General features: G+C 40.1%; 23 protein-coding genes. 11 read left to right on the forward strand and 12 right to left on the reverse strand.

Going from position 1 to position 26,433, the window contains the following annotated elements:
* Positions 1-2 precede the first annotated feature (2 nt).
* On the reverse strand, positions 3-254 hold the full coding sequence (gene xseB / locus PSF67_RS12875) for an exodeoxyribonuclease VII small subunit (protein ID WP_004914571.1): 252 nt from the start codon (positions 252-254) through the stop codon (positions 3-5).
* 220 nt (positions 255-474) lie between these two features.
* On the opposite strand from xseB, the gene thiI reads away from it, so the two are divergent.
* A complete protein-coding gene (gene thiI / locus PSF67_RS12880; protein WP_166266707.1) occupies positions 475-1,926 on the forward strand; it encodes a tRNA uracil 4-sulfurtransferase ThiI in 1,452 nt (483 codons plus the stop codon).
* A 981-nt stretch (positions 1,927-2,907) separates the two neighbouring features.
* Here the strand turns inward: thiI and yajL are convergent.
* Positions 2,908-3,501 carry a protein deglycase YajL gene (gene yajL, locus PSF67_RS12890; RefSeq protein ID WP_166266711.1) on the reverse strand — a complete coding sequence of 198 codons (594 nt, stop codon included), beginning with the start codon at positions 3,499-3,501 and terminating at the stop codon, positions 2,908-2,910.
* The gene (panE, locus tag PSF67_RS12895; protein ID WP_272677038.1) at positions 3,464-4,375 is read right to left on the reverse strand and encodes a 2-dehydropantoate 2-reductase; all 912 of its coding nucleotides are present in this window, start codon (positions 4,373-4,375) and stop codon (positions 3,464-3,466) included. The genes yajL and panE overlap by 38 nt, the downstream gene beginning before the upstream one ends.
* Positions 4,376-4,562: 187 nt before the next feature.
* On the opposite strand from panE, the gene PSF67_RS12900 reads away from it, so the two are divergent.
* A complete protein-coding gene (locus PSF67_RS12900; protein WP_004914551.1) occupies positions 4,563-5,054 on the forward strand; it encodes a YajQ family cyclic di-GMP-binding protein in 492 nt (163 codons plus the stop codon).
* Positions 5,055-5,091: 37 nt separating this feature from the next.
* Here PSF67_RS12900 and PSF67_RS12905 read toward each other — a convergent pair whose 3' ends face one another.
* The 9 genes from PSF67_RS12905 to PSF67_RS12945 all read right to left on the reverse strand — a co-directional run bounded on the left by PSF67_RS12905 (position 5,092) and on the right by PSF67_RS12945 (position 15,244).
* Positions 5,092-6,453 (reverse strand): MFS transporter, encoded by a 1,362-nt coding sequence (locus PSF67_RS12905; RefSeq protein WP_272677039.1) that lies wholly within the window; start codon positions 6,451-6,453, stop codon positions 5,092-5,094.
* A 302-nt stretch (positions 6,454-6,755) separates the two neighbouring features.
* Positions 6,756-7,643: a heme o synthase gene (gene cyoE / locus PSF67_RS12910; protein WP_004905461.1), complete on the reverse strand. Its 888-nt coding sequence runs from the start codon at positions 7,641-7,643 to the stop codon at positions 6,756-6,758.
* Positions 7,644-7,655: 12 nt separating this feature from the next.
* Positions 7,656-7,988: a cytochrome o ubiquinol oxidase subunit IV gene (locus PSF67_RS12915; RefSeq protein ID WP_102139037.1), complete on the reverse strand. Its 333-nt coding sequence runs from the start codon at positions 7,986-7,988 to the stop codon at positions 7,656-7,658.
* Positions 7,989-8,603: a cytochrome o ubiquinol oxidase subunit III gene (locus PSF67_RS12920; protein WP_004905456.1), complete on the reverse strand. Its 615-nt coding sequence runs from the start codon at positions 8,601-8,603 to the stop codon at positions 7,989-7,991.
* On the reverse strand, positions 8,593-10,584 hold the full coding sequence (gene cyoB / locus PSF67_RS12925; RefSeq protein ID WP_036958554.1) for a cytochrome o ubiquinol oxidase subunit I: 1,992 nt from the start codon (positions 10,582-10,584) through the stop codon (positions 8,593-8,595). The genes PSF67_RS12920 and cyoB overlap by 11 nt, the downstream gene beginning before the upstream one ends.
* 4 nt (positions 10,585-10,588) lie before the next feature.
* The gene (cyoA, locus tag PSF67_RS12930) at positions 10,589-11,560 is read right to left on the reverse strand and encodes a cytochrome o ubiquinol oxidase subunit II (RefSeq protein WP_042851662.1); all 972 of its coding nucleotides are present in this window, start codon (positions 11,558-11,560) and stop codon (positions 10,589-10,591) included.
* A gap of 427 nt (positions 11,561-11,987) precedes the next feature.
* Positions 11,988-12,758: a nucleoside-specific channel-forming Tsx family protein gene (locus PSF67_RS12935; protein ID WP_102139038.1), complete on the reverse strand. Its 771-nt coding sequence runs from the start codon at positions 12,756-12,758 to the stop codon at positions 11,988-11,990.
* A 272-nt stretch (positions 12,759-13,030) separates the two neighbouring features.
* The gene (gene ampG / locus PSF67_RS12940; RefSeq protein WP_102139039.1) at positions 13,031-14,533 is read right to left on the reverse strand and encodes a muropeptide MFS transporter AmpG; all 1,503 of its coding nucleotides are present in this window, start codon (positions 14,531-14,533) and stop codon (positions 13,031-13,033) included.
* Between the two features lie 129 nt (positions 14,534-14,662).
* Entirely contained in the window at positions 14,663-15,244 is a 582-nt protein-coding gene (locus tag PSF67_RS12945) for a YajG family lipoprotein (protein WP_195698221.1), read from the reverse strand.
* A gap of 247 nt (positions 15,245-15,491) precedes the next feature.
* On the opposite strand from PSF67_RS12945, the gene bolA reads away from it, so the two are divergent.
* From bolA to PSF67_RS12990, 9 genes are all read left to right on the forward strand, one after another.
* Positions 15,492-15,830 (forward strand): transcriptional regulator BolA, encoded by a 339-nt coding sequence (gene bolA, locus PSF67_RS12950; protein ID WP_102139040.1) that lies wholly within the window; start codon positions 15,492-15,494, stop codon positions 15,828-15,830.
* 352 nt (positions 15,831-16,182) lie between these two features.
* Complete coding sequence (gene tig, locus PSF67_RS12955) at positions 16,183-17,487, forward strand: trigger factor (RefSeq protein WP_102139041.1); 1,305 nt, start codon at positions 16,183-16,185, stop codon at positions 17,485-17,487.
* Positions 17,488-18,046: 559 nt separating this feature from the next.
* Positions 18,047-18,667 carry an ATP-dependent Clp endopeptidase proteolytic subunit ClpP gene (gene clpP / locus PSF67_RS12960; protein WP_004905443.1) on the forward strand — a complete coding sequence of 207 codons (621 nt, stop codon included), beginning with the start codon at positions 18,047-18,049 and terminating at the stop codon, positions 18,665-18,667.
* A gap of 113 nt (positions 18,668-18,780) precedes the next feature.
* Entirely contained in the window at positions 18,781-20,058 is a 1,278-nt protein-coding gene (gene clpX, locus PSF67_RS12965; protein ID WP_094962144.1) for an ATP-dependent protease ATP-binding subunit ClpX, read from the forward strand.
* Between the two features lie 206 nt (positions 20,059-20,264).
* Entirely contained in the window at positions 20,265-22,703 is a 2,439-nt protein-coding gene (gene lon / locus PSF67_RS12970) for an endopeptidase La (protein ID WP_166266719.1), read from the forward strand.
* 235 nt (positions 22,704-22,938) lie between these two features.
* Positions 22,939-23,214 (forward strand): nucleoid-associated protein HU-beta, encoded by a 276-nt coding sequence (hupB, locus tag PSF67_RS12975; protein WP_004914513.1) that lies wholly within the window; start codon positions 22,939-22,941, stop codon positions 23,212-23,214.
* Positions 23,215-23,389: 175 nt separating this feature from the next.
* Positions 23,390-25,261, forward strand: a complete 1,872-nt coding sequence (gene ppiD / locus PSF67_RS12980) for a peptidylprolyl isomerase (protein WP_272677040.1) — start codon at positions 23,390-23,392, stop codon at positions 25,259-25,261.
* A gap of 144 nt (positions 25,262-25,405) precedes the next feature.
* Positions 25,406-25,777 carry a ComEA family DNA-binding protein gene (locus PSF67_RS12985; RefSeq protein ID WP_102139044.1) on the forward strand — a complete coding sequence of 124 codons (372 nt, stop codon included), beginning with the start codon at positions 25,406-25,408 and terminating at the stop codon, positions 25,775-25,777.
* Between the two features lie 192 nt (positions 25,778-25,969).
* The gene (locus PSF67_RS12990; protein ID WP_102139045.1) at positions 25,970-26,398 is read left to right on the forward strand and encodes an acyl-CoA thioesterase; all 429 of its coding nucleotides are present in this window, start codon (positions 25,970-25,972) and stop codon (positions 26,396-26,398) included.
* The last annotated feature ends 35 nt before the right edge of the window (positions 26,399-26,433 follow it).

The raw sequence follows: 26,433 nt of genomic DNA on the forward strand, positions 1-26,433 counted from the left end.
ATTTATTCAGTATCAGGTGAAAAATCGGCTAGAGGTTTATTTTCGTCATCACTCAGCAAAATTTGTACACGTTGCTCAGCTTGCTGTAGTACTTTTTGACCTTGTTTAGCAATTTGAACACCACGTTCAAACTCATTAAGGGCATCTTCTAAGGGAAGCTCACCAGATTCTAGGCGAGCGACGATCTGCTCTAGCTCTTGAAGCGAGTTTTCAAAACTAACAGTTGGAACTTGCTGAGTTTTTTCTTTAGCCATAATATTTAGCCACTAATGTGAAATCAGTTAATTCGAGGGATTTTAAATATTCAGCAGACTAACGCAGTCTTGCTACGGTTACAATTTATTATTGGGGTTTTTAGATTCAACCCGCAAGATAGTGTTATAATACGCCTCATTATTGACAATTGGTAACGTGTCATGTGTCTCTGTTAAGGCACATTCGTTTGCCCCCAACCACCATGAACATGCAGCTATTATGAAGTTTATCATTAAGTTATTCCCAGAAATTACCATTAAAAGCCAAACTGTTAGGCTACGTTTCATTAAAATTTTGACCAGTAATATCCGTAACGTGCTTAAACCACTTGGCGAAGAAATTTCGGTTGTCCGTAATTGGGATAACATTGAAGTGCGTGTGAAGGGGGAAACAAAACACGACGAAATTTGTGACATGCTAGGGCGTATCCCAGGTATTCACCATATTCTCGAAGTGGAAGAAAAACCATTTACCAGTCTACATCATATTTACGAAATGACACACGAAGCCTATGGTGAGTCATTAGAAAATAAAACATTCTGTGTGCGGGTAAAACGTCGCGGTAAACATGAGTTTTCATCCATCGATGCCGAACGCTATATTGGTGGTGGGCTGAACCAGCACATTGCGTCTGCAAAAGTTAAGCTTAAGGATCCTGATACCACGATCCACTTAGAAATCGAAGATGATAAACTTATCTTAGTTAAAGCACGTATTGAAGGTATCGGTGGTTTCCCTATCGGGACCCAAGAGGATGTGTTATCACTCATTTCTGGTGGTTTTGATTCAGGTGTCTCGAGCTATATGTTGATGCGTCGTGGTTGTCGTGTTCACTATTGCTTCTTTAATTTAGGCGGCGCTGCACATGAAATTGGTGTGAAACAAATTGCACATTATCTGTGGAACCGTTTTGGTAGCTCCCATAAAGTTCGTTTTATTGCTGTCAACTTTGAGCCAGTTGTGGCTGAAATTTTAGAAAAAGTGGATGATGGCCAAATGGGTGTTGTGCTCAAACGTATGATGGTAAGAGCCGCATCTAAAGTTGCAGAACGTTATGGCGTTCAGGCGATTGTTACGGGTGAAGCACTGGGGCAGGTGTCAAGCCAGACTCTAACAAACCTGCGCTTAATTGATAATGCTTCTGATACCCTCGTATTAAGGCCGCTAATTTCTCATGATAAAGAACACATTATCAAACTAGCTCGCCAAATTGGTACTGAAGATTTTGCTAAAACCATGCCTGAATATTGTGGTGTGATTTCAAAAAGCCCAACAGTGAAAGCGGTGAAAGCGCGTATTGAAGCGGAAGAGGGCAACTTTGATTTCGGTATTTTAGAGTCTGTTGTTGAACAAGCGCAAAATATTGATATTCGCCAAATTGCACAAGAAAGCCTTGAAAAAGTCCCTGAAATTGAAATGGTGAGTGAGATTTCAATTGAAAATGAAGTGATTTTAGATATTCGTTCAATTGATGAATTTGAAGATAAACCATTAAACGTGGATGGAATGGAAGTTAAGCATATTCCATTCTATAAGTTGAGCACGCAATTTGGTGACTTACCAAAAGATAAAACCTACTTATTATATTGTGACCGTGGGGTAATGAGCCGTTTGCAAGCGCTATACCTAAAGGAACAAGGTTATGAAAATATAAAGGTTTATCGGCCGTAGCTTAAAACAGGGTGCTTGCATCACCAACTCATCATCAGAGAGAAATGTGGGGGAAAACTCCCCCACAAGACTAGTTATCGCAGGATAACGTAGCTTGAACCAGTGTGCTTCCACTGCTGATACTGAAAGAGCATAGTCTTTCTTGCATCACACAATACCGTAAGGCACACGGTAACTAGCCCCAGAAGGGCAATTTTGGCCATTCCTCTTGACTCCTTTTCTAAAAGGAGACAGAATCAAATTGTGAGTTTGGAGACTGCCTCGGATTAAGATTAACATCTAATTCGGGGCTTTCGTCTTTTTGGCTCTCACAAGGCTTGAACCAAAATGATCCAAGCACCCACCGCAATAGTAGCAAAAACTCACTCTAAACAAATCTTTTTGTCGTTCATTTTGTGAATAAAAATATTTAAATTCAGTTGGTTATGATTATTTTGATATCATTGATATTAATATGATTGCTGGTGCAATCGAAATAGAAATGGCAAAGTGAGCTGAATAAAAATAAGTAGAGAATAAAAACAGGGTGCTTGTATCACCAACTCATCATCAGAGAGAAATGTGGGGGAAAACTCCCCCACAAGACTAGTTATCGCAGGATAACGTAGCTTGAACCAGCGTGCTTCCACTGCTGATACTGAAAGAGCATAGTCTTTCTTGCATCAACAACGAAAAACACAATACCGTAAGGCACACGGTAACTAGCCCCAGAAGGGCAATTTTGGCCATTCCTCTTGACTCCTTTTCTAAAAGGAGACAGAATCCAATTGTGTGAGTTGGAGACTGCCTCGGATTAAGATTAACATCTAATTCGGGGCTTTCGTCCTTTTGGCTCTCACAATGCTTGAACCAAAATGATCCAAGCACCCGCCGCAATAGTAGCAAAAAAGTACTCTAAACACAGATTTTTTTGCTACTTAATTTTTATTATTCAATTGGTTAACTTGTTTTCTAATTCATTTCTTATAATGAGTTTTATGTCTAATCTTCTAAATAATCATTAATACCATTAGGTAAAACGAGTTGAGCGGCAACTTGGGCTGCAGTCTTCCGGCCTACCAATAATTCAATTAACTTTAATGCAAAGTCAAAAGAAGTGGCGGGTCCTTGGCTAGTTAATAGATTGACACGTTCATCAAAGTAAACTCGGCGATCGACCCATTTATGGGCTGGGATTTTATCTTTCATTGATGGAAAACAGGTCATATTACCTAGCTGAAACAATTGGTGGTATTCAAGTACAAGCGCTGGTGCAGCACAAATAGCGGCTACAATTTTACCATCTAGATGCATACGGCGAACTTTTTCAACAACCAGTGGGCTATCGCGGAATGTTTCTGCGCCAGTCATACCACCGGGTAGCACAATAGCATCAAAAGGCTCATCAGCGACTTGAATCAACGGGGTATCGGCAATAATTTTTAGACCTCGTGAAGCGGTAATGGTTAAAGAGCCATCTTCAGTCACACTCGCTAAGGTCACATTAATGCCTGCTCTAACTAATAAATCAGCGGTAATGGTAAATTCGATTTCTTCACTACCATGAGCGATGCAGATTAGAACGGAAGTCGTCATATTGTTGTTCTCTATTTTTGACTAAATGGTATAGGCGATCGTTTTCAGGTGTACTAATCCCATGAGCTCGTGCTTGTTTAATTAAAAAACCGGTTATGTAGTCAATTTCAGTGCGGCGATTATTGCGGATATCTTGTAACATCGATGAATAGTTATCTGCAGTATTATTGATAATGCTATAGATATATTCTGTTAGTTCAGTTTTATCTGTATGTAACCCTTCAGCTGCCATAACATGGCATATTTCATCAATGATCCGAGATATTTGGGTGGAATGTTGAATTAATTCACCATTCTTACAATTATACTCGACGGTGAGGGGGTTAATGACACAGTTGGCGATCAATTTACGCCAACAGGTAGTTAGAATTTGATTATGCCAAGCCACATCAGGTAGAGCTTCATGCAAAATATCCGCAATAGGGTAATAAGCCTGTGCTTGGGAATTAATCGCGCCAATATGTGTGATACCATTGGCAACATGAAAGACTTGGTTATTTTCTTGCCACGCCGCATGTGTTGTCACGCCAGCTAAAATAGGATGACGCAACGGAGTAAGTTCCTCAACCGTACCCATGCCATTATGCAGTAATAAAATGGGGGTATTTTCTGGGATAGTTTTAATCAGAGGCAATAAAGCATCAGAAACTTGCCATGCTTTTAAACAGACAATGATTAACTCGCTACTTTGCAAGTGATTAATATTATTACAAGGAACGAGTTCTCGGAAAGTACATCCATCGGGTTCATTAACATCGACGAATAAATCAGACTGTGCAACACGTAGCCAACCTTGTACGTCATGCCCTTGCATTGCAAGTGAAGCAAGCCACAGTTTACCTATCGCACCACAACCAATCAGAGTTATTTTCATTGTTTCCCCTTTGAAAATGGGAGTTTAACGTCTTATAAGGTAAGGCGGAAGTGATCTCTTGCCAGTATAACCTTTTACTATACTAAGTTGTAGTTAACGAAACATCATAGGCCCTGATAACTTGAAGTGATGTGAGTAAAAACGTTATCATGCGCACAATCTAAAAATTATCAGTGAGGTTCTGGCTATGCCATCATTTGACATTGTATCTGAAGTGGAAATGAATGAAGTACGTAATGCGGTGGAAAATGCACAGCGTGAGTTAACTAGCCGTTGGGATTTTAAAAATGTCGAAGCCAGTTTTGAGCTAAATGACAAAAATGAATCAGTTAAAATTACTAGCGAATCTGATTTCCAAGTGCTTCAGTTAGTTGATATTTTAAGAGAAAAAATGGCAAAGCGCGGTATTGATGGTGCGGTATTGAATGTGCCTGAAGATATCGTTCATAGTGGAAAAACCTATAGTGTTGAAGTTACGTTCAAGCAAGGTATTGATGCTGCGATTGCTAAAAAAATCGTTAAATTAATCAAAGACAGTAAACTGAAAGTTCAAGCACAAGTTCAAGGCGACCAAGTGCGTGTGACTGGTAAAGCCCGCGATGACTTACAATCGGTTATGGCGCTGGTGCGCGGTGGGAATTTAGGCCAACCTTTCCAATTTAACAACTTCCGCGATTAGTTGTTTATCAAGTAAGCCCGCAATGGCGGGCTAATTTTTACTGATTTATTAATGCTTCGAGTTGATCTCGATTGATGATTTTTCTATCAACTTTAACATAAGCGCTAAATTCCTCATCAACGACAAGCGCTTCCATCACCCCTTCTTGAGCTTGTAATTTTTTCTCAAGAGCTCTTGTATCTCCAATATGGTTGGGTAATTCAATACGAATACTGCTGACATAAGGAGGCTGCTGCATGGTCAGGCTAATGACAAACCAGATAATGGTTAAAATTAAACCGCCAATAAAAACGGTACTAGCCCCTTCAAAACTGTACAACCACCCACCGACAATACCACCAATGGCAACACCTAAAAACTGGCTGGTGGAGTAAACTCCCATGGCCGTTCCTTTATAGCCCGCAGGTGCCTCTTTACTGATTAGTGACGGTAAAATGGCTTCCATAATATTGAAAGCAATAAAAAAGAGTTGAATACCGAGGAAAATCACCCATAAGTGACTACCAGAAAGCCATAAGGTAATTTCAGCTAATGCTAAAACGATAATGCAAAATAAGAAAACCTGTTTCATCTTGCGGTATTTTTCCGCATAAATAATAAAGGGAAGTACTGTTACAAAGGCGATTAACATCGTAACCAAATAGGCTTTCCAATGGTCTTTCGCTAAAAATCCCGAATCGGTCATGATAAGAGGTAGAGCAACAAAACTGGACATCAGTAGGGTATGTAAGCTGAGGATCCCTATATTTAATTTGAGTAACTGTGGGTGCATTAAAACGGCTTTTAAATTACTTTGCACAAATGCAGACTCACGATTTAAGACATGAGTATTAGTATTAGGAACAACAAAAACAGTCACTGCAATAGCACCTACTGCAAGCAGTGCTATTCCCCAAAATAGACCACTTAAACCAATCAAGTTGGTGAGAATTGGACCCAGTACTAGCGCTATAGCAAAAGTTAAACCGAAACTAATACCTAGAAATGCCATGGCTTTAGTCCGATTTTGCTCTCGAGTTAGATCAGAAAGTAGTGCCATGACGGCAGCTGAAATGGCGCCGGCACCTTGTAAAGCACGCCCAATAATAATTCCCCAAATTGAATCGCTTAATGCCGCGACGATACTTCCGATAATGAAAATGAATAACCCAATAATAATTAAAGGCTTTCTACCAATTTTGTCTGACATCAAACCAAAAGGAATTTGGAAAATAGCTTGGCTAAGACCATAGATACCAATAGCGACACCCACTAAGAACTCGCTAGCTCCTTGTAAATGCATTCCATAGCTGGTCAAAATAGGTAATACCATAAACATTCCAAGCATTCGCAAGGAGAAAACAGAACCTAATCCCCAAGTGGATTTAAGCTCTGCGGATGTCATTTTGTTATCATTCATTTTTATTCTTCATATTTCGTGCTGTCGTGGTGTTAGCTCTCTCGGCTACTTAGGTCGCATACGGGTAGCACAACAAATTTGAGTTACGTCGTGGTGACATGTTTGTACTATCAATCTATTAGCATTTTTAATAGTGCATTCAATATCTAGCTTATAAATAGCAAGGGGCTATTTAACCATAAAATAGATTCATAAGGATAGGCAGAATAAGTAAAAGTGAGTTGTAAAAGCAGTTAGAGACAAATAAAAACGGCGGGGAAGACCCGCCGTTTAGACATTGTCATCATCAGTGAACAGATAAGTTATCTGACGAGAGCTATAACAGTATCGCTTGAAACGATAGGATCAACTGACATCATTACACTCAATGAAGTAATCGCTACGATTGAGAAAATGAACAGTTTTCTAGCCCAGACTCGGTCGTCATTTTCGGTTTTGAAACCCGAAATTGCCATACCTAGCCACCATAAGCTGACTGCTGCACCTACGATGAGGTACTTATAGCCCGCGTATCCACTGATAGCTAACATCAATGTTGCAACCATAAACGCTAGGATATACAGGAAGATATGTGTCTTCGCGACTGAAATTCCTTTAATAACCGGTAACACTGGAATGTTTGCGGCTTTATAATCCTTAAAACGGAAGATAGCAATGGCATAAGAATGAGGCATCTGCCACAAACTGAATATCAACAATAGGATAAGTGCACCCATATCGAATTCATTTGTAACAGCGCAGTAACCGATAACCGGTGGTGCTGCGCCTGAAAGGCTGCCAATCAGCGTGCCATAAACGGATTTACGTTTCATATATAGGCTATAAATACCTACATAAACAATGAAACCGATAACTGCAAGCAGCATTGCCAGCGCATTGGCTGCTACAAGTAGCAGCACCATACCAGCAATACCTAATGCAGCAGCGTAAATCAGGCTAACTTTCGGATCAATCAGCCCTTTAACTAAAGGGCGATTCTTCGTTCTTTCCATGATACGGTCGATATCACGGTCGATGTAGTTGTTAAAAACACAACCAGAAGCCACGACCAGTGATACACCTAGCAAAGTCGCAACGAACAGTGGGTAATCAATTGACCCTTTTGAAGCCAATAAAAAACCACCGATCACAGAAATCAAGTTTCCGAATATAATTCCTGGTTTGGTCACTTGCAGGTATTGCTTAAACATATCGGCAACTCTTTAGTCGAGCATCATATTGATGTTCAGGTTGTACATAATCCACAGTGAGCCTACGACCACAATGCCAACAATAAGCATGGTGAACAGGAAGGCAACTAAATTCCAACGCTCATCTGATGATGTATTCATATGTAAGAAACAAACCAAATGAACCAGAATTTGCACAACCGCCATGCCCACAACAGTCCAAAGGATTGCTGAAGTTGACGCTGTACCTTCCATCACCATCCAGAAAGGGATCACTGTCAGGATAACTGATAGGATAAAGCCAATCAGGTATGTTTTAACGCTACCGTGGCTTGCTCCAGTGTGAGCATCTTTTGCATGACTCATTTAAATAGCCCCCAGAAGATAAACAACGGTAAATACACAAATCCACACAACGTCTAAGAAGTGCCAGAACAAACTTAGGCAGTTTAAACGTGTTTTGTTGACATCCGTCAGGCCACGGCGAGTGACTTGGATCATCATGATAATAATCCAGATCAGGCCCGCAGTTACGTGTAGACCGTGAGTCGCAACGAGTGCGAAGAAGCCAGATAAGAAACCGCTACGGTCAGGACCAAAGCCTTCTGCAATCAATTCATGGAACTCATAGATTTCCATGATGACGAAGCCAAGGCCTAACAGGAACGTTGCAAACAGCCATAAGTTAACAGCAGCTATCTTACCTTTGTGCATCGCTATCATTGCGAAGCCGTAGGTGATACTACTCACTAACAGTAAGAAGGTTTCGCCTAATACGAACTTCAGACTGAAGATATCTTTACCAGCAGGACCGCCGGCAGTTCCATCGGCCAAAACAACATAGGTAGCAAACAAACAAGCAAACAGAATCAAGTCGCTCATAATATAGAGCCAGAAACCGAATACTTTTGTTCCACCTGCATCGTGGTGCCCATGCTCAGCATGGGCGATATTTTGGTTAGTCATTGTATTAGTTGACATCGTTCACACCTGCCTTACGCAATTCTTCAAAGTGCTTATTCTCGATTTCTTCGATTTCAGCCACAGGTACGTAGTAATCAACATCTTCGTCGAAGCTTTTTGCAATCCAAGTTACGATCATTCCACCGAAACCAATGATTGCGAGCCACCAGATGTGCCAGATCATTGCGAAACCTAAAACTAAGCTAAATGCAGCGATAATAACGCCTGCGCCTGTGTTTTTCGGCATATGAATTTCTTCATATGAAGTTGGTTTCTTATGAGCAAGGCCTTTCTCTTTCAGATCCCACCATGCATCGCGGGTTTGAACGTGTGGTTCAATCGCAAAGTTATAGAAAGGTGGTGGAGAAGATGTCGCCCACTCAAGTGTACGTCCACCCCATGGGTCACCGGTTAAATCACGGTTTTCATGACGGTCACGGATACTTACAATGATTTGGATAACTTGGCATGCAATACCGATGGCGATTAACGCAGCACCGCCTGCAGCAACAACTAACATTGTGTGGTAAGTCGGGTCAATATTCTGACTTAAACGACGGGTCATACCCATAAAGCCAAGAATATACAGTGGCATAAAGGCTAAGAAGAAACCGATGATCCAGAACCAGAAGGCACGAACACCCCATTTCTCATTTAGCGTGAAGCCATATGCTTTCGGGAACCAGTAAGTCATACCCGCGAAGCACCCGAATACAACACCACCAATGATAACGTTATGGAAGTGAGCAATCAGGAATAGACTGTTATGCAGAACGAAGTTTGCACCTGGAACAGCAAGCAGAACACCAGTCATACCACCAACAGAGAAGGTGATGATGAAACCGATAGTCCACAGCATAGGTGATTTAAACTCGATACGGCCTTGGTACATGGTAAACAACCAGTTGAAGATCTTAACCCCTGTAGGGATTGCGATAATCATTGTGGCGATACCAAAGAAGGCGTTAACGTTCGCGCCTGAACCCATCGTAAAGAAGTGGTGCAACCAAACGATGAAGGACATAACGGTAATAACGATTGTCGCCCAAACTAATGAGGTATAACCGAATAAACGTTTTTTCGAGAAGGTTGCTGCAACTTCAGAGAACACACCGAATACTGGGAGAACAAGGATATACACCTCAGGGTGACCCCAAGCCCAAATCAGGTTGATGTACATCATCATGTTGCCGCCCATATCATTAGTAAAGAAATGGGTGCCTAAATAACGGTCTAACGTCAGAAGTGTTAATGTGACGGTTAAGATAGGGAAAGCAGCAACAATCAATACGTTAGTACATAACGCAGCCCAGCTGAATACAGGCATTTTCATCATCGACATACCCGGTGTACGCATACGGATAATAGTCGCGATGAAGTTAACCCCTGTTAATAGAGTACCGATACCGGATATCTGCAGACTCCAGAGCCAGTAATCGACCCCGACCCCAGGGTTGTACTCCAAGCCGGATAATGGCGGATAAGCCAACCAACCGGTCTGTGCGAATTCACCTACCCCTAGAGAGATGTTGATTAACACAACACCCACAACAAAGAACCAGAAGCTCAATGAGTTAAGGAATGGGAACGCAACATCACGTGCACCAATTTGCAGAGGTACAACGAGGTTCATCAGGCCAACAACGAATGGAGTTGCCATGAAGAAAATCATGATAACGCCGTGCGCAGTAAAGATTTGGTCATAGTGATGAGGATTTAAGAAACCCTCTTGGCCAGCAGATGCAAGAACTTGCTGCCCACGCATCATGATAGCATCAGCGAAGCCACGGAATAACATGACCATCGCTACAATGATGTACATGACACCAATTTTTTTATGGTCAACAGAGGTTAACCATTCTTTCCACAACCACTTCCATTTACCAAAGTAAGAAATCACACCAACTAAGCCAAGTCCACCTAGGACAATAGCAATCAGGGTGACTACGATAATCGGCTCATGGAGCGGAATTGCATCTAGTGTTAATTTTCCGAACATGCCCTTATTCCTCAGCGCCAGCTGCATGAGCGCTATGGCTCATTTGCATTGAATTACCTGTAGCATCGTTATGGTCAGTCATTGAATGACTTTGATTTTCTACAGGAGCGTGACCTTTATGGTGCTCATGACCAAACTTCAGAACGATATCTTCATAAAGTTTAGGCTTCACGCTAGAGAAGTAGGTAACAGGAACGTTCATGCTTGGCTTAGCGACTTCGTCAAATGCCTGCATGGTGTCCATTGTTTTAGGAGACGCTTTTACCTTTTGTACCCACTCATCAAAACCTTGACGGTCAGGAGTTGCAATAGCATTGAACTTCATATCAGAGAAGCCGTGGCCACTGTAGCTTGCAGAGAAGCCCTTATAAGTGCCTGGTTCGTTAGCGATTAAGTGAAGTTTTGTTTGCATACCCGCCATCGCGTAGATTTGGCCACCTAAAGATGGAATGAAGAATGAATTCATCACCGAGTCTGACGTGATTTTGAAGTTAACTGGCACACCGGTAGGGAATGCGATTTCATTAACTGTTGCAATGCCTTGCTCTGGATAAATAAATATCCATTTCCAGTCAGCAGAAATAACTTCAATCGTGACGGGTTCCTGATCACTCACTAATGGCTGATACGGGTCCAGCTCATGTGTCGTCTTCCAAGTGATAGCACCCAGAATAATGATAATGATGATAGGAACAGTCCAGCAGACTAACTCAATTTTATTTGAGTGAGCCCAATTAGGACGGTAGGTTGCTGACGTGTTGGATTCACGGTATTTTCTTGCGAAGATAATCGTCATGAAAATAACAGGAATAACAACAAGTAGCATTAAGCCAATTGCAATAAGAATTAGCTCTTTTTGTTTAACGCCAACGGCGCCTTTTGGATCCATCAACACCATATCGCAACCACCTAATAGTAAGGTAGCTACAACGAGTGAGATTGCTCCGATGCTTTTTTTGTAGTTCATAAGTCTCATCCACGACCCCAAATGACAAGAATCTAATTGTCGTTTCATCAGTGCGGGCATTTTACGGTAAGGTTATGTGAGTGTAAATGATTGTAAGGCAAAGAAACGGAATTGTTAGCTCTTTATGTTAATATGATCACATGTAAAGAACTTATAAAGAAAGCGTTAAAATTGATGCGATTTATAAGTATGCATTGATAAAACTCAATTAATAGTAAATTATCTTAGTAATTTTTCAAAGAAAAATATATACAAAAGAAATGAAAAAAGAGTGAAACTGATATAAATGATTAGCAATTTGCTAAGGGAAATTACAGTTTTTATTGCCGATAAAGCTATTTTGGTTGCTTTATCGGCTAAATCATAAAGAAAAATTCTTATTTTACTGAAAAAAATAAGAAAATAGTTAACTCCTGATACAATATTCTATAGTGCGCTAAAAGGTATACTTTAATGTGTAAATGATTGCATCTTGATAGAAGGTATCTCCTAATTTATTGTCAGCATAGCGGTATTGTACCCCTGCAGAAACATGGTTTGTCGCATTCCACCAAAAAGCGAGAGCGCCATTTATGCCATTACTCTTGCCGCCGTTATAGCGTTTGTTCCTGGCAAACTCCATTTCATGCCAGTTTGTTATCATGAAATTTTCTTCGAATGCGCTGAAATTATAACCAGCTACCCAACCTGCTACATATCCATTATTACCTGAATAGAATGTCTGGTCGGTGTAATTTAGAGCAATAAAAGGTTTAAACCATAAATCACCGAATGCAGTGTTATAACCAATACCATATAAAGTATTCACATCGTGGAAATTACCACCATACTTGGCTCCCGGTAATGACCAAGTGCCATAAACGTGGCCATATAGATTGAAACCAGTATCACCTAAATAAAAGCGGCCTGTTGTTTTAATGGTATAGCGTTTATTTCGTCCTGAATCGGTGTGTTGGCTATGGAATGGGTTTTCGAGATCAAAAAAGCCATATAACTCACCCCAATTAAAATTGGCACCGCCTTCAAGCTCAATATAGGCAAAATCTTTCTTACGTGTCGTATTTTCTGTTTTGGTTTCAGTACGATGTGACCAATCTAAATAGTTTACATTGACATCAGCAAAGCCATTTTTATAGCCAATAATATCGTCAGAGTATGCCGTACCCGCTAGAGAAATTAAGGTAGCCATGTAAATGATTTTTTTCATAGATAGATTATCTTCGCTTAATAATTGATGAGGTTTAGCAGTTTGCTAGTTATTAACACTTTAATTAACTGATTTGCAACATGTGATATATTAGGCTTATAAATTGCAATTAAGAAATATTTTACACAGGTAAAGTGATCTAAGTCACGATATTTTGACGATATTAATTCGTTTTGCTATTTAGGTCTGGTTTATAGAAAAGATCAAATCCCCTAAACAAATAAACTTTGCTTAGGGAATTATGAAATGAATAAGAAAGAGTATTGAGAGGGTTATTGCTGTACTGTTTTGCGAACGGCGAGGAAATCTAAACTACCACCAATAACTAAGCTGATAGCACCAATGCTAATACCAGTATTAAAAATAAGGTTTTGGTAGTGGGGTAAACTTAGCCAAAATTCAATTTGTGTCGTAAATAGATAAACTTTCATATCACTAAATGAAAATACAAGTAATGAAAGTAACCAAATAGCAAGGCAGCTTACGGCAGTAATAAGTGCATATACGGCAATACGGTAGCCTCTAGCATATAGTTGACGTCGTTGGAATAGCCCTGTTGTTTGAGTGTAAATTAAGGATGTTCGGCAAGCTAATAAAAGTAAAACGCCAGGAACTGCAACCGCGATTGAAATTAGGTAGAAAAGTGGCCAGCCATAGTTACTGACAAAAATACTTGCGACTGGGCCAATGTAAACACGCCCAACAGCAGAAAGAGCAGAAAGAAGGGCAAATTGCGTTGCAGATAACGACTTATTACATAATGTCATTAAGAGGGCGACAAAAGCAGCAGTTCCCATGCCAGAGAAGATATTTTCTAGAAATATAATCGACCCCATGGTTAAGATATTAGGGGGGGTTATCGCTAAGAACCAATATCCGATATTAGAGCCGCCTTGTAGAAGTCCAAAAATAAATAGAGCTTTAAATAAGCTCATGTTTTTCATTAGGTAACCACCAAGTAATGCCCCAACTATGGTTGCCGCCATACCGACAGTTTTATTGACGGTACCCACTTCACTTAAACTAAAACCAAGCGCGTTTAACAGAAAGTTGGTATTGAGCGCCATGACAAAGGCGTCACCGAGTTTGTAAAAAACTAACAGGAGTAAGATTAGCCATGCATTGTTCCTGCTAAAGAATTCAGCGAGTGGCTCGTAAATTGCTTTTTTTAATGAGGTTGGCGCAGCACCGCTTTCTTCAGGTTCTTTGGCGAGTAATGTCGCGATAACACCGATAACCATCAGCCCAGCCATGACTAAGTACAGTTGTTTCCAGGTTAAAAACTTGTCTGCTAACCAAAGTGCAAGGCCACCTGAAACTAGCATGCTGATCCGGTACCCCATAACGGAGGTTGCCGCACCAATTCCTCGTTCTTCAGCACTCAGTAAATCGGTTTTATAAGCATCAAAAACAATATCTTGTGAGGCTGAACAAAATGCAACAGTAACGGCTAGCGCAGCCAGATACCACAAATGTTCTGAGGGGTTCACAAAGCCCATCGCGGCAATACTGATAATCAACAGAATTTGCGTGGTTAATAGCCATCCTCTTCGGCGGCCAAGAAAGGGCGGGGTGTAGCGATCCATCATTGGGGACCAAAGAAATTTCAGCACATAAGCCTGTCCGACTAATGAAAAGAAACCAATGGTTTTAATATCGACATTTTCAACAGTTAGCCAAGCTTGTAATGTACCTGCAGTCAAAGCTAAAGGTAGACCAGAAACAAAGCCTAAAAGGATTAAAGTGATGTTATTTGGTAGAGTAAAACGAGGCATTATTCCCTCTAAGCCAGTGTGATATTGCTGCAATACATTGCGCTGCAGAGGTATTGGCTGCGCTATGCTACCCAAGCTCAATCAATGGGAGCTTAGGTAGCTTAATACTTAATGATAATGATTGCTCAGTTAATAGCGTGAATTTTGTCTGATAAAATCGGTGATTTCTTGGTCTGTTGCCATATCTGCAATTAAATCAGTGAGTGCGCTATTGATAGCCGTTGCTATCTTGTCATTATTGGCAGCTAATAACTCTTGTGTATTAAAATTGCGGGTAAATGAGCGTGTTTTTGTTGAACCATTTGGAGCCGTTGCAATAATGCTCACACTAGAGTTGACGGTAATATTATGGCGTAGACTGCCTTCACTTACTTTGGTATCGAGCTTATTCAATTGAACAACTAGATTCACGTTTGCCGGTGATGTCACCATAAACCCACGTGCAGCCATCTGTTTTTCGACAGCTTCTTGCATTAGATAGCGAGGATCGCGAGAAGGGTTTAGTACGACTAGACTACCATTACGATTGACCTCTGCTAAGGATTTGTTCGCACGATTATCTACACTGCTAACACTGATTGAAGTCGCATTCAATGTCGGGTTTTTTGCAGGTAAAGCTATCTTAGGCTCAAGTGATAGTGTATTGCTGCTGGTTGCACAGCCCGCAAGAAGAAATAACCCTAAAAGTGGAAAACACAGTTTTCTTAACATAATTTTTTCCAGTTCATCTTTCCTAATTGAAAATGTTTCGTTATGGTGCGGGTAGCCGTCGTTCAATATAAAGCTTAGCGGCTTATTTATCCTAAACTGTTAGACAACAATTTTTGAAAAAATTCGCATCAACGTGCCGCTATCATAACATTGGCAAGTTATTATCGGATATAGAAGATAGCAATAATCAACGCGTACAATAAAAGATAATTGCCTCTGAGCATAATTTTTAATTAAGGAGCATTTTATGGGCGCTAATGCAGCTCAAAGTATGCAATCTCTTGTGATCCAAAAATTACAAGCTGCTTTTGAACCTACACATTTGGAGGTGATTAATGAAAGCCATCAACACAATGTGTTACCTGGGTCTGAAAGCCATTTCAAAGTTATTTTAGTGAGTGATAAATTTGAAAATAAACGAATGCTTGCCCGTCATCGTGAAATTTATGCTATTTTAGCGGACGAATTATCAGGAGGGATCCATGCCCTTGCTTTGCATACATATACACAACAAGAGTGGAACGAGCTTGCTGATACAGCATTAAAATCACCAGCTTGTCGTGGTGTAGGTGGTGTTAATCGATAATTCTTCGTTTCAGGTAATGCACTGAGACTATTCTTTACATAATCAGCCATGCTTAATAATGAGTTTGGTGAATGTTTTTTCTTCAATTTAGGCGAAAAAACAAAAAATTTAGTCAGAAAAGTCACAAATAAAGAGGAAAAAACGCTTCTTTTCTCAGCTTTTCTCGACTCAGGGCGCATGCATCGGTATAATGCTGCGTCTAATTTTCAGTAAGGTTTCGGGACGCTTCTGATATCAGGGATTGACCGTTACGAAAGTAACGCCCCCGGTTCTGGAAGGGAGACAGCCGTTATGATTTAATGGCATAACTCTGGAGTAGACCGATCACTAAGATTTATTTTGAGGTAAGAAGATGCAAGTTTCTGTTGAAACGACTCAAGGCCTTGGGCGTCGTGTAACAATCACCGTTCCTGCCACTGATATTGAAAAAGCAGTTAATAGCGAATTAGTTAGTGTTGCTAAAAAAGTACGTGTTGATGGTTTCCGTAAAGGAAAAGTACCAATGAACATCGTTAAACAGCGTTACGGTGCGTCTGTTATGCAAGACGTTCTGGGCGATGTAATGCAACGTAACTTCATCAATGCAATTATTGAGCAAAAAATCAATCCAGCGGGTGCACCTAGCTACAAGCCAGAGCAACTCGAAGATGGTAAAGATTTTGTTTATTCAGTTGAATTCGAAGTTTACCCAGAAATCGAATTAGCAGGTTTAGAAACTATCGAAGTTGAAAAACCAGCAGTTTCTGTAAAAGACGAAGATCTGGAAAACATGTTAGAAACTCTGCGTAAGCAACAAGCGCAGTGGAAAGAAGTTGAAGCGGCAGCAGAAGCTGACTCTCGCATCACTATCAACTTTACCGGTTCTATCGATGGTGAAGAATTCGAAGGCGGCAAAGCAGAAGATTTCGCACTCGTTATGGGCGAAGGTCGTATGATCCCAGGTTTCGAAGAAGGTGTTGTGGGTCATAAAGCGGGTGAAGAATTCGATATCGAAGTTAACTTCCCAGAAGACTACCATGCTGAAAACCTGAAAGGTAAAGCAGCGAAATTTGCTATCGTTCTGAAGAAAGTAGAACAGCGTGAACTGCCTGAGTTCACTGAAGAATTCATCAAGCGTTTTGGTATCGCTGATGGCTCTTTAGATGGCCTGCGTGCAGAAGTACGTAAAAACATGGAGCGTGAGCTGAAAAATGCTGTGCGTAACCGTGTTAAAGCCCAAGTTCTGGATGGCTTAATCAAAGCTAACGACATCGAAGTACCAGCAGCAGTTGTTGATGGTGAAATTGATGTTCTGCGTCGTCAAGCAGCACAACGCTTTGGTGGTGACGAAAAACAAGCGATGGAATTACCTCGTGAACTGTTTGAAGAACAAGCAAAACGTCGCGTAGTGATCGGTCTGCTGTTAGGTGAAGTGATCAACAAAAACGAACTGAAAGCTGATGAAGATCGTGTTAAAGCACTGATCGAAGAAATGGCTTCTGCGTATGAAGATCCATCTGAAGTTATCGAATACTACAGCAAAAACGAAGAGCTGATGAACAGTGTTCGTAACTTAGCTTTAGAAGAACAAGCTGTTGAAACAGTATTAGCTGTTGCTAAAGTGACAGAAAAAGAAACTAACTTCACTGAACTGATGAACCAAGTTCAAGCAGGTTAATTTTTTCTTGCTGTGCAAAATAATGAAACCCGTGGTGTGCTACTACGGGTTTTTTGTCAATTAAAGCCTTTAAATTATCACTTTAGCGAATTTAATTAGGAAACCCTTGAAAAACACATTTAAACCCTAATTATATTATCTATACTTCAGTAGTCTAAGTGGGGTCTTAATTGCGATTTAAACTATTTTGAATAGCTTAATATTGTCTTTTTACCGCTTAATATTGCCGAAAACGATGATATTAACCAATTGAGTTATTTCGTCATCCTTGAAAATCAAGTATGGTTTTCTAATGGTATAATTCCGTGTAACCCAATAGACTTGTGTTAAACTCTTTTAAAGAGCGTCTTGTTTACTGCAGCATACTTAGCTGCATTTTCTTCTTATTTTGTCAGTAATTTGGTTAAATATTAGCTAAACTAGAAAAATAAGAGGAGTGAAAGAGCTTGCAGACACAGGAATTTTTTAAAACCGTTGTTTGTGGCATGAACTCTGCTCAAAATAGCAGGCAGACAGCAAATTAGGCGCAAGCACCAGAACGTTTTAATAGGAGATTTCGATGTCACATTTTGGCAGTCAGGAACAATTAGCATCTCAAATGGCCCTTGTGCCTATGGTCATAGAGCAGACTTCTCGTGGTGAGCGCTCGTATGATATTTACTCACGTCTATTAAAAGAACGTATTATCTTCCTGACAGGTCAAGTGGAAGACCATATGGCGAATTTAATCGTCGCTCAGATGTTATTTCTTGAAGCAGAAAACCCTGAAAAAGATATTCATTTGTATATTAATTCACCGGGTGGTGTAATTACCGCAGGTATGTCAATTTACGATACGATGCAGTTTATCAAGCCTGATGTAAGTACTATTTGTATGGGACAAGCTTGTTCCATGGGGGCTTTTTTATTGACAGCGGGTACAAAAGGTAAACGTTTCTGCTTACCAAATTCACGCGTGATGATCCACCAACCGTTAGGGGGTTATCAAGGCCAAGCGTCAGATATCGAAATCCACGCCCAAGAAATTCTTAAAGTGAAATCTCGAATGAACGAGTTAATGGCTCTGCATACTGGTAAATCCATTGAAGAAATTACCCGAGACACAGAGCGTGACCGTTTCTTATCTGCAAATGAAGCAAAAGAATATGGTTTAGTCGATCAAATTTATAGTAGCCGTTAATGGGTTAACTTTTGGTATAATTAGTTCATACCATAAACTATTTTAAAGAAAATCGTTGTTTTGTTTTTAAATGAACGAAAACAAAACAATATGGATAAAAGTGAGGTCAACTGATGACAGATAAACGCAAAGAGGGGACAGGAAAACTGCTTTACTGCTCTTTCTGCGGAAAAAGTCAGCATGAAGTGCGCAAGCTGATTGCCGGTCCGTCAGTCTATATTTGTGATGAATGTGTAGATTTATGTCTCGATATCATCCGCGAAGAAATAAAAGAACTTACGCCGCATCGTGAGCGTAGTGAATTGCCTACGCCACATGAAATTCGACAGCATCTTGACGACTATGTTATTGGTCAGGAAAAAGCGAAGAAAGTTTTAGCTGTTGCGGTATATAACCACTACAAACGCTTACGTAATGGTGATAAAACCAGTGATGGTGTTGAATTAGGTAAAAGTAATATTTTGCTAATTGGCCCAACAGGTAGTGGTAAAACGCTTTTAGCTGAAACGCTAGCGCGTTATTTGGATGTGCCATTTACAATGGCTGATGCAACGACATTAACTGAAGCAGGTTATGTCGGTGAAGACGTTGAAAATATCATTCAAAAATTACTACAAAAATGCGATTACGATGTTGAAAAAGCTCAACGTGGTATCGTATATATTGATGAAATCGATAAAATTTCACGTAAATCAGATAACCCATCAATTACCCGTGACGTTTCTGGGGAAGGTGTGCAACAAGCACTTCTTAAACTTATTGAAGGAACTGTTGCGGCAGTGCCACCACAAGGAGGGCGTAAGCACCCTCAGCAAGAATTTTTGCAGGTTGATACCTCAAAGATCCTCTTCATTTGTGGCGGGGCATTTGCAGGGCTAGACAAAGTTATCGGTCAGCGTTTGAATACCCGCTCAGGTATTGGTTTTGCTGCAGAAGTGAAAGGTGAGTCAGATAAAGCAACAGAAGGCGAATTATTAACTCAGGCAGAGCCAGAAGATCTAATCAAATTTGGTTTAATTCCTGAATTTATTGGCCGTTTACCTGTTGTTGCAACATTAACTGAACTAAGTGAAGAAGCTCTGATTCAGATTCTGCAAGAACCTAAAAATGCATTAACGAAACAATATCAAGCTTTATTTAGTCTTGAAAACACTGAGCTTGAATTCCGTGAGGAAGCATTAAAAGCCATCGCTAAGAAAGCAATGGCACGTAAAACTGGAGCTCGTGGTTTACGTTCTATCGTTGAAGCTGCATTGTTGAATACGATGTATGATCTCCCTTCAATGAGTGATGTTGAAAAAGTTGTCGTTGATGAAAACGTCATTAATGAACAATCAGAACCGCTTTTAATCTATAGCAAACCTGATGCTCAAGCTTCTGGCGATAACTAATCCCATATAAAATGTTCAATAGTTAATCAAACGAAATGAGGGGTTTCCCTCATTTTGTTTTTTATGTTCAACTAACCATTGAATGCTAAAATCTTGTCCCCATATAGTTTATATTCTGAGGTGTGGTTTCCTTGTTTTAGACAGCAATTTTAGAACAAGAGAGAGAAACCCTTAAACTAGCGTGAGCTAAACGAAGAGAGAGCTTTATGAATCCTGAGCGTTCCGAACGCATTGAAATACCAGTATTGCCTCTGCGTGATGTAGTGGTATACCCACATATGGTGATCCCACTGTTTGTTGGACGTGAAAAATCCATTCACAGTCTGGAAGCAGCGATGGATCATGACAAGCAGGTAATGCTGGTTGCGCAAAAAGAAGCCTCGACTGATGAGCCAGGGGTGAATGATTTATTTGCTGTCGGTACAGTCGCGTCTGTTATTCAGATGTTAAAACTGCCTGATGGCACCGTTAAAGTCCTTGTTGAAGGTCTACGACGCGCACGTATTACCAGTTTGACAGATAATGGCGAATATTTCTTAGCGCAAGCGGAATATTTGGCAACAGAACAAAATAATGAGTCTGAACACGCTGCGTATGATGAAGCGACAGCGGGTTCTCAATCATCAGACGCACTTGATGAAAAAGAAAACGAAGTATTGTATCGCACTATCGTTAGTCAGTTTGAAAGCTATATAAAGCTGAATAAAAAGATCCCACCTGAAGTATTAACCGCATTACATGCAATAGAGCAAGATCAGCTAGATAAACTGGCGGATACCATTGCTTCTCATATGCCACTAAAATTAGCGGATAAACAACGCGTTTTAGAAATGGCGAATATCGCTGAGCGTGTTGAGTTTTTGATGGCCATGATGGAGTCAGAAACTGAGTTGCTGCAAGTCGAAAAACGCATCCGTAATCGTGTTAAAAAACAGATGGAAAAAAGCCAGCGCGAGTATTATCTGAATGAGCAAATGAAAGCTATTCAGAAAGAGCTAGGCGAAATGGATGATGCGCCAGATGAATATGAATCGCTAAAACGTAAAATCGAAGAAGCGAAAATGCCAAAAGAGGCACAAGAAAAAGCAGAAGCAGAATTGCAGAAGCTGAAAATGATGTCTCCAATGTCAGCGGAAGCTACCGTAGTCCGTAGTTATATCGATTGGATGGTGCAGGTTCCATGGCATAAACGTAGCAAAGTCAAAAAAGACTTAGTGAAAGCCCAAGAAGTGTTAGATACCGATCACTACGGTTTAGAGCGTGTGAAAGACCGTATTTTAGAGTATCTGGCAGTGCAAAGCCGTGTCAGTAAAATTAAAGGGCCGATTCTTTGTTTAGTTGGGCCTCCAGGTGTGGGTAAAACCTCTTTGGGGCAATCTATTGCTAAGGCTACGGGTCGCCAATATACCCGTATGGCATTAGGTGGGGTACGTGATGAAGCTGAAATTCGCGGTCACCGTCGTACCTATATTGGCTCAATGCCTGGTAAGTTGATCCAGAAAATGGCAAAAGTAGGGGTCAAAAACCCACTATTTTTACTGGATGAAATTGACAAAATGTCATCTGACATGCGTGGTGATCCTGCCTCTGCATTGTTAGAAGTACTTGATCCAGAACAAAATATTGCATTTAACGATCACTACTTAGAAGTGGATTATGATTTGTCTGATGTGATGTTTGTTGCAACATCGAACTCGATGAACATTCCTGCGCCATTGTTAGATCGTATGGAAGTTATCCGTCTTTCTGGTTATACAGAAGATGAAAAACTGAATATTGCGAAGAAACATTTGTTATCTAAGCAGATTGAACGTAATGCGTTGAAAAAGAATGAGTTAACTATCGACGATAGTGCTCTAATGAGCATCATTCGTTATTACACTCGCGAGGCTGGCGTCCGTGGTTTAGAGCGTGAAATCTCTAAATTGTGCCGTAAAGCAGTTAAAGCGCTACTGATGGACAAAAAGCTTAAGCACATTGAAATCAACGCTGATAACCTGAAAGATTATCTGGGTGTTCGCCGTTTTGATTATGGCCAAGCAGATACAGAAAATCGTGTTGGGCAAGTTACAGGCCTAGCTTGGACAGAAGTTGGTGGTGACTTACTTACTATTGAAACTGCATGTGTACCTGGTAAAGGTAAACTAACTTACACCGGTTCTTTAGGTGAAGTCATGCAGGAGTCTATCCAAACGGCATTAACGGTTGTTAGAGCTCGAGCAGAAAAACTGGGTATCAATAGCGATTTCTATGAAAAGCGTGATATTCACGTTCACGTACCGGAAGGGGCGACGCCAAAAGATGGCCCGAGTGCGGGTATTGCGATGTCAACTGCTTTAGTTTCTTGCTTAACCGGTAACCCAGTTAGAGCCGACGTGGCAATGACAGGTGAAATTACGTTAAGAGGTTTAGTTTTCCCGATAGGCGGTCTGAAAGAGAAATTATTAGCTGCACATCGTGGTGGGATTAAAACAGTATTAATCCCTAAAGAAAACGAACGTGATTTAGAGGAAATTCCTCAAAATGTGATCGCGGATCTCGAAATTCATCCGGTGAAAACAATTGAAGAAGTTCTTTCTTTGGCTTTAGTTAACCCTCCTTTTGGCGCTGAAGTAGTTAAAAAGAAAGCTAAAAGAGTGAGCTGAATCAAGAAGTTTGTATAAAATTAAGGCTGACAGCTAATTTAGAGCTTGTCAGCCTTTTTTTTCATCGCTAATTTAACGATGATTCTGATAATTGTTTGTATGCAATCTGTTCTCTTGCCATTGGTAATCAGGATTGATATAACGGCTGCATATTAATTAACTATACTAATAACTGCTATAGTTAATTATAGTTAATTAAGAGATTTATAGTCCAACTAATATGGGGATGATAAGAGTGAATAAAGCTCAACTGATTGATCAAATCGCTTCTGATGCGAATATTTCTAAAGCTGCAGCAGGTCGTGTTGTTGACGCGTTCGTTGCTACTGTAACGGGTTCTTTGAGTAAAGGGGACGATGTTGCTCTAGTTGGCTTTGGGACTTTCTCTGTTCGTGAGCGTGCAGCACGTACAGGCCGTAACCCTCAAACGGGTAAAGAAATTAAAATAGCTGCGGCGAAAGTTCCTGCTTTCCGTCCAGGCAAGGGTCTTAAAGACGCTGTAAATAGCTAATTAGGTATTTAAGTTTGTCTTTCTCGTATTTTTGCGAAAACTCAAACTGACGGAATGTCTTTAATCAGCTAATATATAAGCGCGCCATTGAAATGGTGCGCTTTTTTTTCTTTCTGAGTTAAGATTAGCGTATTATCAGGAAATTGAATTCAACAAAGCGGAGTTAAGCCTTTTTATGATGGAAAATTTACGCACAAAGGCGAATAGTCCTTTGCTCAAAATAATACTGGCGCTGATTATCCTTTCATTCGTGTTGGGTGGAGTTATGATGGGTGGCCTTGGTGGCAACAGTGCAAATAATGCAGCTGAAGTTAACGGGCAGTCAATAAGCCGAGAACAGCTACAGCAGGCTTTTCAACAAGAGCGCCAATCATTACAAGAGTATCTGGGAGATAAATTTTCAGAAGTCGCTAGTAATGAAGAAAGTATGAATTTACTGCGCCGCCAAGCTCTCGATAACTTGATTAACAATGAACTGATTAATCAGTATGCTAATGAACTACAACTTTCAGCAAGTGATCAGCAAATTGAGCAATATATTTTCTCAATGCCTGTTTTCCAGACAGATGGCCGGTTTGATAGCGAAAAATATCGTGAGATTTTAAGCCGCAACAACATTAACGCGGATAGCCTCGCAGCTCAAATTCGCCAAGACCTTACACGAGCTCAGTTAGGAAAAACCTTTACTGGAACGGATTTCGCTTTACCATCAGAAGTTAAAGCATATGCTGAATTATTTATGCAAGAACGTGAAATTCGTACTGCAATCTTAGATTTAGCAGAAGTTCAAGCGAAGCAAACAGCTTCTGAAGAAGAATTAAAAGCCTACTATGATGCTAACCAAAATAGCTTTATCTCACCTGAGAAAGTACAAGTAAGCTATGTTGAGATGGATGCTGCATCAATGCCTCCAGCCACAGTGTCTGATGAAGAAGTAAAAGCGTATTATGAGCAAAACCTGAAAAATTATACTCAGGCAGAGCAAAAACAGTACAGTATGATTCAGGTGGATTCTGAACAGGATGCGAATGATATCCTGAATGAATTAAAACAAGGCGCGGACTTTGCAACATTAGCAACTGAAAAATCAACGGATAAATTCAGTGCAGGGCAAAAGGGCCTGATTGGTTGGATGGAAGCTGCATCAACGCCAATCGAAATTGTAGATGCAAAATTAACAGAAAAAGGGCAACTTTCAGCACCTGTTAAATCACAAAATAGCTATGTTATCTTTCGTTTAGATGATATTAAACCTGAATCTATTAAACCGTTTGAGCAAGTTGAAGAAAGTATTAAAACTAGCTTACTTCAAGATAAAAACATTAAACAATTCTATGATTTACAGCAAAAAGTCAGTGAAGCGGCTACGAGTGATATGGAATCATTAGTATCAGTTGAATCTGTATCTGGTTTGAAAGCGGTGACAACGGATTGGTTTGATAGAACAAATCCACCTGCTGCACTTAATTTCCCTAAAGTGGTCAGTGAAGTGTTTAGCGACCGTTTAGTGGATAAAAATGGTTCTAAAGGGATTAACTCTGACGTGATTAACGTGGAAGGTGACCGTGCATTTGTTGTACGTGTAACAGAGTATAAACCTGAAAGTGTTGAACCTTTTGAACAGGTTAAGTCAGAAATTGAAACACTGGTTAAACGTCAAAAAGCCGATGCAGAGTTGAAAACGACGGGCGATAAACTACTTGCTGAGTTAAAAGCAGGTAAAGGAGATGAAGCTCTAAATGCTGCTGGCGTTAAACTTTCTGAAGTTCAGACTGTTTCTCGATTAATGCCACAAACAGCGGTTATCAATGCGACAATGGAAATGTCACAACCTGTTGATGGTAAACCAAGTTATGCACTTGCGCGTGATGAGTCCGATAACTATGTGGTTATTCAGTTAGATAAAGTCACATTAGGCCAACCAACGGATGAAGAGTTAAAACAACTGACCCGTGAATACCAAGGTGCAATGAGTTCTGCAGTTAACGAAGCTCTGATGCTTAACTTGCGTGAGAATGCAAAAATTGAAGTGCTGAATATTGAATAATTGCGAACAGCTTCGCAAGTAAAATTGTAACTTCATGAATAGAAGGCCACCTTTGGGTGGCCTTTCGTATTTCTAATATTATTGAAAAGTGTTCCGTATTTTTCTATGGCATCGTTGTATCTCAACATACACAGGAGAACAAATATGTTATGGAATTCAGTCAATAAATGCAGATTAGGTATTGTTCTGCTCCTTTCTTTATTATGCTCATTCTCTTTTTTTTCTTTGGCTAAGAAAATTGAGCCAGAAAAAGCCACTGCGGCTGTCATTCAAGAGAAACAAGTAAGTAATAACTCACCATCGACGAGCCATGGCCAGTCTGACAAAGTCAATATCAACTTAGCGGGTGAAGAAGAACTCGCAGAAAAACTGACGGGTATCGGTAGGCAAAAAGCGAAAGCAATTGTTGAATATAGGCAAAAATATGGTGCTTTTAATTCCATTGAAAACATTTTAGAGGTTCAGGGGATAGGTCCTGCATTTTTAGAAAAGAATAAAGATAAGTTAACTTTGTAACTAAAATCCCCCATACAAAGTATGGGGGGAATATAGTATGGGTGAATTATATTAAAGGTTAATAATTAAGCAAAAAACTAAACCTCTTATAAATAATTTGAGAGCTAAGTCTTATTATTGATAATCATTCAGCATATTTTCCGTACATTTGTTATTTTTATGTTATCGGAAAATAAACTGGTCGGAGTAGTTATGACAACACATATTAAAGTTCATGGTTATCATATAGATGTTTTTCAACATGTTAATAATGCACGATATTTAGAATTTTACGAAGCGGACCGATGGGAATGGATGAATAAACGTAATTTCATTAACTGGGCTATAAAAAATAATTTAACAATGGCTGCAGTGAACATTAATGTAAATTATATCCAAGGCGTATTACTTGGTGATGAGCTGACGGTAGTGACTCGTATGGATAAAATAGGAAGTAAAAGCGCAGTATGTTATCAACAAATTATTCGTAATAAAGCAGGCGTTCAAGAGGTTGTTTCAGATGCCTATGTGACATTTGTTTTTATCGATAATATAGAGAATAAAGCGATTGTTATCGATGAACAGCTGCGTGAGAAGTTAGAGTCATTCAAGGTGGGTTCTGAAGATTTCATTCAAAATTAGCCTACCTAGCTTGAATAGTTATGAATAGGGCATGG

The sequence above is a fragment of the Providencia sp. PROV076 genome (genome assembly GCF_028483405.1).
GTDB classification, from domain to species: Bacteria; Pseudomonadota; Gammaproteobacteria; order Enterobacterales; family Enterobacteriaceae; genus Providencia; species Providencia huaxiensis.